This is a genomic window from Gordonia sp. (in: high G+C Gram-positive bacteria), from assembly GCF_047606305.1.
GTDB lineage: Bacteria > Actinomycetota > Actinomycetes > Mycobacteriales > Mycobacteriaceae > Gordonia.
Genome location: NZ_JASGER010000059.1, coordinates 1 through 8,313, shown reverse-complemented (window position 1 = coordinate 8,313; position 8,313 = coordinate 1). Strand labels below are relative to the sequence as shown.

The window sequence follows — 8,313 nt, the reverse complement described above, 5'->3', positions numbered from 1 at the left end:
GCCCGCCCGCAAGGCGCCACCACAGCAGGCCGATCCGGGTCGTCGCCGCGCCGCGCCGCCGCCGCTCGACGAAGACGGCTTCTAGCCGGACCCGTCCGCCCGGCCGGAATCGGCCAACCACGCCCCGAGTCGGCGGGCGGCCGCATCCACCCGTTCGGGCCACTGCACCGCCGTCTCGTCGGCGCTGTCGCTGACGACCTTCACCAGGCGCAGGGGCACCTCAAAGGATTCCGCGACCCGCGCCAATGCCGCAGCCTCCATGTCCACGAGGTCGGCGCTGCGGGCCAGTTCGGCCCGCCGCACCGCGTCGTTGATGAAGCTGTCCCCGGTCGCCAGGACAGTGCCGTCGCCGCCGGCGATCTCCCACGAGGACGTCGTCGGATAGCCGAGTGCGGCGAGCGTGTCAGCGTCCAGATCGTGCTCGATGACGCGCGAGGGGACGAACAACCCGCTGTGGTGGTCGTGCAGCGCTCCGGCGGTGCCGATGTTGACGACCTCGGTGATCGGCGCGATCACGCCGTGCCGCGCCCGCGTGAGTGTCGTGGCCAACGCCATCGCCGCAGTGACCTTGCCGAGGCCGGTGATCAGGAGTCTGGTCCCGTCGGGAACGTGCGCCGCCTCCGCACGCGTCGCCGAAACCACCATTACCGGCGAGTAGACAGTTGACTTCGTCACGTTGCGCAGGTTACGCGAGAGTAGGTTGTATTCCGCACCCCGATTGCTCCTACGATGAAGCAATCGTTCGGGTTCCGCCCGGACTGCTTTGTGTGCCCAAAACCGCCAGCCAGGTGGGCACAACGAGCTTTTGCCCACGCCGCACACGCGGCCCGACGCAGAGGACCGAATGTTTCGCCGGATCGCCATAGTCAACCGGGGTGAGGCCGCCATGCGGCTGATCAACGCCGTTCGGGATCTCAACGCCGAGACCGGGCAGGACGTTCAGACCGTCGCCCTCTACACCGATGTTGACCGCACGGCGACATTCGTCCGCGAAGCGGATTTGGCCATCGATCTCGGCCCGGCGGCCAACCGGCCGTACATCAACCTCGAGATCCTCGAGCAGGCGCTGCGCGAATCCGGCGCCGACGCGGCCTGGGTCGGCTGGGGCTTCGTCGCCGAGGACCCGGCGTTCGCCGAGCTGTGCGAGCGCATCGGCATCACGTTCATCGGCCCCTCGCCCGAGGCCATGCGCCAGCTCGGCGACAAGATCGGCGCCAAGCTGATCGCCGAAGAAGTCGGCGTCCCGGTCGCCCCGTGGAGTCGGGGCGAGGTGGAGACCGAGGCCGAGGCCAAGAAGGCCGCCAAGAACATCGGCTACCCGTTGATGCTGAAGGCGACCGCCGGCGGCGGTGGGCGCGGCATCCGTCGCGTCGACGACGAAGCCGATCTGGTCGACGCCTACCAGCGCACCCGCGACGAGGCCGAGCGCGCCTTCGGCAGCGGCGTCGTCTTCCTCGAGCGCCTGGTCACCGGTGCGCGCCACGTCGAGGTCCAGGTGATCTCCGACGGCGAGACCGCGTGGGCACTGGGCGTGCGCGACTGTTCGGTGCAGCGGCGCAACCAGAAGATCATCGAGGAGTCCGCCTCCCCCGTGCTGTCCAAGAAGGAGGTCGAGGAGGTCAAGACCTCCGCCGAGCGCCTCGCGGTCCGCGTCGGCTACCGCGGCGCGGCGACCGTCGAGTTCCTCTACCACCCGGGCGACAAGATGTTCGCCTTCCTGGAGGTCAACACCCGACTGCAGGTCGAGCACCCGATCACCGAGGTCACCAACGACTTCGACCTGGTCCGCGCCCAGCTGCACGTCGCCTCCGGCGGCAAGCTCACCGGCCACAAGCCCGCCGAGCGCGGCCACGCCGTCGAGGCCCGCCTCAACGCCGAGGACCCCGATCGCGACTTCGCGCCGTCGCCCGGCCGCATCGCGCGCCTCGACCTGCCGACCGGCCCGGGCATCCGTGTCGACACCGGCGTCAGCGAGGGCGACACAATCCCCGCCGACTTCGACTCGATGATCGCCAAGATCATCGCCTACGGCAGCGACCGCGACCAGGCGCTGGGCCGCCTGCGCCGCGCGATGGCCCAGACCGGCGTGATCATCGAGGGCGGAGCGACCAACAAGAGCTTCGTCCTGGACCTGCTGAACCAGCCGGAGGTCATCGACGGCAGCGCCGACACCGGGTGGATCGACCGCGTGCGGTCCGAGGGCCGCCTGGTCTCGCACCAGCACTCCTCGATCGCGTTGGCCGCCGCGGCGATCGACGCCTACGAGGAATCCGAGATCGCCGAGCTCAACCGCCTGCTCGCGACCGCGACCGGCGGTCGGCCGCAGGTCCACCACGAGAGCGGCCGCCCGCTGGACTTCAAGCTCCGCGGCGCCAGCTACCGGGTGAAGGTGGCGCGCATCGGCGGCCGCCGCTTCCGCATCGTCATCGAGGCCGGCGGCAACGTCCGCACCGCCGACGTCGAACTCGAGCGCTTCGACGACCACGCCGCGCAGATCACCGTCAACGGCACCCGCTACCGCCTGCTGACCGACACCCACGGCCCGATCTCCCTCGTCGACGTCGAAGGCGTCACGCACCGCGTCAGCCGCGACGAGGGCGGCATCGTGCGCGCTCCTGCGCCTGCACTGGTCATCGCCACCCCGCTGGAGGTCGGCCAGGAGGTCGAGGCGGGCGAGCCGATCCTCGTGTTGGAGAGCATGAAGATGGAGACGGTCCTACGGGCACCGTTCCGTGCGCGCCTCAAGGAGTGCGAGGTGACCGCCGGCATCCAGGTGGAGGCCGGTGCCCCGCTGCTGCGGCTCGAGCCGCTGGAAGACGAGGGCGAGGCCGAGGAGGCCGCCGACGAGGTCGTCGTGCTCGACCTGCCGGAGGCCCCCGGTGACGTCGAGCCCGCCGAGCGCGCCGACCGCGACCGCGAGGAGCTGCGCAGCCTGCTGCTCGGTTTCGACGTGAACCCCGACGAGGACCGCCAGCTGCTGGACGATTATCTGGAGTCCCGGCGCGTGGTCGCCGAGACCGCCGGACCGCCGCTGGCGCAGGAGGTCGAGCTCATCGACGTCTTCGCCGACCTGGCCGAATTGGCCCGCGTGCGCCCGAAGAACGAGCACGAAGAGGCCTTCTACGAGCGCGTGCACAGCGCCCGCGAGCACTTCCACACGTACCTGCAGAGCCTGGACGTCGAGGTCGCGGGCCTGCCGGAGAGCTTCCAGACGCGGCTCTCCTACGCGCTCGGCCACTACGGCATCACCGAGCTCGACCGCACCCCCGACCTCGAGGGTGCCGTGTTCCGCGCCTTCCTGGCGCTGCAGCGCCAGGAGGACACCGCCGCGGTGATCACCGCGCTGCTGCGCCTGTGGCTGCGCGAACCCATCCCCGGCCCCGACCTGCGCGATCCCGTCGGCTCGGCCCTCGAGCGACTGGTGTCGGCGACCCAGGTCCGCATCCCGGCGATCGCCGACCTGGCCCGCGGGGTGCTGCACGCCTGGTTCGGCGCGCCGCGCCTGCTGCGCAACCGCGAGCGCCTCTACAGCGAGATCCGCGACGAGCTGCACTACCTCGACCAGAACCCCGACGCCCCCGACCGCGGTGAGCGGGTCGCGAAAATGGTCGGCAGCACCGAGCCGCTGGTCAGCCTGCTCGGCGAGCGGCTGGCCGAGGAGAACGCCGACCCCGACGTCATGCTCGAGGTCCTCACCCGCCGCTACTACGGCAACAAGGACCTCACCGGCGTGCAGGCGCGTCGAGCGGCCGGCTGCACGTACGTCACCGCCCAGCGCCACGGGTCGACCCTGGTGTCCGCGGCGACCAGCTTCGCCGGTCTCGACCAGGCCATCTGCGGCCTCGCCGAGCTCGTCGACGGCACGTCGTCGGTCGACGCCGACATCTACGTGAGCTGGGACGACCAGCCCACCGACATCGACGAGATGGCGGCCCAGCTGCACGAGGTCGTCAGCGCGCGACTGCTGCCCCACCAGGTGCACCGCGTCACGGTCACCGTCGCCGGCCCCGCCGAGGCGATGCACCACCACTTCACCTTCCGCCCGTCGGCGACGGGGATGACCGAGGATCGCCTGATCCGCGGCCTGCACCCCTACATCGCCCAGCGGATGCAGATGGAGCGCTGGCGCAAGTTCGACCTCACCCGACTCCCCTCGTCGGACGAAGAGGTGTACCTGTACCGGTGCGTGGCCAAGGCGAACCCGGCCGACGACCGCCTGGTCGCCTTCACCCAGATCCGCGACCTCACCGACGTCAGCGAGGAGGACGGCCGGCTGATCACGCTGCCGACCGCGGAGTCGAACTTCGCGACGTGCGTCGACTCGATCCGCCGTGCGCAGGCCCAGCGCCCCCGCAACAAGCGGTTCAACACCAACCAGATCATCATGTACATCTGGCCGCCCATCGACGTGTCGCAGAACCAGTTCCGCTACGTCGTCGAGCACACGCTGGCCAACTCGGTCTCCACCGAGGGCGCCGGGCTCGAGGAGATCCTCCTCATCGGCCGCCAGCGCGACAAAGAGACCGGTGAGCTGCGCAAGATCGCCGCGCACATCACCACCGACGCCGCCGGCGAAACCCAGATCACCGTCGGCGACCCGGTCGACGACCCGGTCGAGCCGCTCGACGCCTACCGCCAGAAGGTGCTGCGTGCGACGAGCCGCGGCAACGCCTACCCGTACGAGCTGGTGGACCTGCTCGGCGACTTCACCGAGTACGACCTCGACGGCAAGAACAACCTGGTGCCGGTCGACCGCCCCAAGGGCGGCAACAGTGCGGCGCTCGTCGTCGGCACGGTCACCACGAAGACCGAGAAGCACCCCGAGGGCGTCAAGCGCGTGGTCGCGCTCGGCGATCCGACCAAGGCCCTCGGCTCCCTCAAGGAGCCCGAGTGCCGTCGGCTCATCGCCGCCATGGACCTCGCCGAGAAGGAGGGGCTGCCGCTCGAGTGGTACGCCCTGTCCTCGGGTGCGGCCGTCGAGATGAACTCGGGCACCGAGAACCTGGACTGGGTGGCGGCCGCGCTCAAGCGGATCGTCGAGTTCACCCAGGACGGCCACGAGATCAACATCGTCGTGACCGGCATCAACGTCGGCGGCCAGGCGTACTGGAACGCCGAGGCCACCATGCTGATGCACACCAAGGGCATCTTGATCATGACCCCCGAGTCGGCGATGGTGCTGACCGGCAAGCAGGCGCTGGACTTCTCCGGTGGCGTGTCCGCCGAGGACAACCACGGCATCGGCGGCTACGACCGCGTGATGGGACCGAACGGCGAGGCACAGTTCTGGGCGCCGGACATCCCGTCCGCGCGCGACATCCTGATGCGCTACTACGAGCACAGCTACATCGCCCCCGGCGAGAAGACGCCGCGCGCCGCGGCGACGACCGACCCGGACGACCGCGACATCTCCGACTACCCGCACACCGCGGAGGGCAGCGACTTCGCGACCGTCGGCGAGATCTTCTCGGCCGAGAAGAACCCCGACCGCAAGAAGCCCTTCGACATCCGCGCGGTCATGCGCGCCGTGTCCGACCAGGATCAGCCGATCCTGGAGCGCTGGGCCGGCATGGCCGAGGCGGAGAACACCGTCGTGCAGGAAGCCCACGTCGGCGGTGCCCCGGTGTGCCTGATCGGCATCGAGTCCAAGCCGGTCCCCCGCCGCGGGTTCGTGCCCAGCGACGGGCCGGACACCTTCACCGCGGGCACCCTGTTCCCGCAGTCGTCGAAGAAGGCCGCGCGCGCGATCAACGCGGCCAGCGGCAACCGGCCGGTCGTCGTACTGGCGAACCTGTCCGGCTTCGACGGCTCACCGGAGTCGCTGCGCAAGCTGCAGCTCGAGTACGGCGCCGAGATCGGCCGGGCCATCGTCAACTTCGACGGTCCGATCGTGTTCTGCGTGATCTCGCGCTACCACGGCGGTGCGTTCGTGGTCTTCTCCAAGGCGCTCAACCCGAACATGACCGTGCTGGCCCTCGAGGGCTCGTTCGCCTCGGTCCTCGGTGGCGCCCCGGCCGCGGCGGTCGTCTTCGCCGGTGACGTGCGCGCACGGACCACCGCCGACCCCCGCGTCGAGGAGCTCGAGGAGCGCATCACCGCGGCGACGGGCGCCGACCGTGCCTCGCTGGCCGCCGAGCTCGACGAACTGCGGGCCTCGGTGCGCGCCGAGAAGATCAACGAGATCGCCACCGAGTTCGACGCGGTGCACGACATCAACCGCGCCGTCGAGGTGGGCTCGGCCGATGCGGTGATCAAGGCCGCCGAGCTGCGACCGCAGATCATCGAGGCGGTGCGCAAGACCGGCACGAAGAAGGCCGGCGCGACGAAGGCGGCCGCCAAGAAGACGCCGAAGAAGGCGGCGGCCAAGAAGACCGCCGCCAAGACCGGCAAGAAGTAGCCGGCGCGGTCAGCGCCCCTTGGCCTTGTCGGCCTTGGGGGCGGCCACGGCCTTCTTCGGCGGCGGCGCCTTGCGCGCCAGGCGGCTGAACTGGTCGTTGGCCGCACGCATGACCACCTCGTACGGGTAGGCGAACTTGCGCGACCACCAGTAGCCGAACCGGATGTCGAACGACGTGTAGACGATGTAGTGGTTCTTCTTGATGCCCTTGATGATGGCCGCGGCGGCCTTCTCCGGTGAGGCGGCCATCTTGTGGAAGCCGCCGATGGCCTTGGCGACCTCTTCGTTGTCCCGGTCGATCCCGGCGATCTCGACGGTGTTGACCAGCGGGGTGTCGACGGCGCCCGGACAGACCAGACTGACCCCGATGTGGTGCTGGCGCAGGTCGAACCGCAGCACCTCGGACACACCGCGGATGCCGAACTTGCTGGCGCTGTAGGCGGCGTGCCACGGCAGCGCGAGCAGTCCTGCGGCCGAGGACACGTTGACCAACTGGCCGCCCTTGCCGCGCGCGACCATCTGCGGGACGAAGCACTCGATGATGTGGATGGGACCCATCAGGTTCACGTCCACCATGGACTTCCAGTGCTTGTGTTCGAGGTTCTCCACCGTGCCCCAGGCGGAGATCCCGGCGATGTTCATCACCACGTCCATGACACCGACCTCGGCATCGACGTTCTTGGCGAACTTGCACACCCAGTCGTAGTCGGACACGTCGCCGGCCTGGTGGTAGAGCACCGTGCCACCGGCGGCCTGCACGTCGGCGACCAGCTCGTCGAGCGGTTCGTTGTGCAGGTCGGTGACGACGAGCTGCGCGCCCTCCGCCGCGGAGGCGAGCGCGGTCGCACGGCCGATGCCGCTCGCGGCACCGGTGATGAGCACCTTCTTGTCCCGGAGCGTGCGCACCGGCGGGGCCATGTAGAACAGTTCCTTGAAACTCATGGCTCCAGACTAGGGGCTCAGATGGGGAGCTTGCCCCCAAACAGCCCGTAGACGACGGCCAGCATGGCCTTGAGCACCTCCGAACCGGCGTCGGAGGCCGGTCCGGTCATGAATCCGGTGATGCCGGCCAGGTTGCCCGAGCGCATCATGTCCTGGATCGCCGGCAGCAGTCCGCCCAGTCCGGCGCCCTCGGGAGCTGGGCCGTTCTCCGGACCGCCCGCGAACAGACCGGTACCGGCCGACGAGCCGGTCAGGAAGTTCATCGCACCGTCGGTGATGGCGGCCGCGTACTTCAGCTGGCCGTCGTGCGCCGACAGCGCCTGGGCCTCGGCCGGATTCGACAGATTGCCCATCTCGACGAAGGCGAGCGGGACGTGCGAGGTGTTCGGTCCGGCGATGTCCGAGCGCTCCTGGAGGCCGTCGGCGGTCGCGAGGTAGTTGGACGGGTGGAAGCCGGCCTTCTTGAAGGCATCGCGCATGGTGGCCGACGCCTTGCGGCCGGCGCCGCGCTGGACCGAATCGGCCTGCTTGTCCGGCAGCGGCAGCTTGGGCACGATCACGTGGAAGCCGCTCTTGCCGGCGTTGGCACCCTGTCCCGACGAGTCGGCGTGGATGCTGACGGCCAGGTTGGCGCGCGAGCGGTTCGCCGCCGCGGTCCGCTCGTTGATGCAGCCGCCCCAACCGATGTCGTCCGGGCGACTCAGCACCACGCGGGCACCCTGGCTCTCCAGCGCCCCCTTGACCAGCTGGGCGACCTGCCAGTTGACGGTGTGCTCGCCGACGCCGTTGACACCGGTCGCACCGGTGGTCTGGCACGGCTTCATCCCGCCGCGACCGTCGGGCACCGGCTTGTTCAGGTCGTGCCCGGCGGCCGACGCCTGGTGGCCGGGGTCGAGGAACACCGTCTTGCCGGTGAGGCGACGCGCGGCCGGTTGCTGGGGTGCGGCCGGCGCACCCGGTGCCGGCGCGGCGGG

4 protein-coding genes are annotated in these 8,313 nt (G+C 70.0%); 1 reads left to right on the top strand and 3 read right to left on the bottom strand.

What is annotated here, in order from left to right; translation table 11 throughout:
• Positions 1-81: 81 nt before the first annotated feature.
• On the bottom strand, positions 82-645 hold the full coding sequence (locus QM634_RS09185) for a nucleosidase (protein ID WP_415042477.1): 564 nt from the start codon (positions 643-645) through the stop codon (positions 82-84).
• Positions 646-844: 199 nt separating this feature from the next.
• Between QM634_RS09185 and QM634_RS09180 the strand changes: the two genes are divergently transcribed.
• Positions 845-6,397 carry a carboxyl transferase domain-containing protein gene (locus tag QM634_RS09180; RefSeq protein ID WP_415042476.1) on the top strand — a complete coding sequence of 1,851 codons (5,553 nt, stop codon included), beginning with the start codon at positions 845-847 and terminating at the stop codon, positions 6,395-6,397.
• A gap of 9 nt (positions 6,398-6,406) precedes the next feature.
• Here QM634_RS09180 and QM634_RS09175 read toward each other — a convergent pair whose 3' ends face one another.
• Entirely contained in the window at positions 6,407-7,339 is a 933-nt protein-coding gene (locus QM634_RS09175; protein ID WP_415042475.1) for an SDR family oxidoreductase, read from the bottom strand.
• A 17-nt stretch (positions 7,340-7,356) separates the two neighbouring features.
• Positions 7,357-8,313, bottom strand: a 957-nt coding sequence (locus QM634_RS09170; protein ID WP_415042474.1) for an N-acetylmuramoyl-L-alanine amidase family protein, incomplete at its 5' end; no start/stop codon positions are given.

Coding starts and splice junctions, on each gene's coding strand:
- QM634_RS09185 (WP_415042477.1), bottom strand. CDS start 645: ATGGTGGTTTCGGCGACGCGTGCGGAGGCGGCGCACGTTCCCGACGGG.
- QM634_RS09180 (WP_415042476.1), top strand. CDS start 845: ATGTTTCGCCGGATCGCCATAGTCAACCGGGGTGAGGCCGCCATGCGG.
- QM634_RS09175 (WP_415042475.1), bottom strand. CDS start 7,339: ATGAGTTTCAAGGAACTGTTCTACATGGCCCCGCCGGTGCGCACGCTC.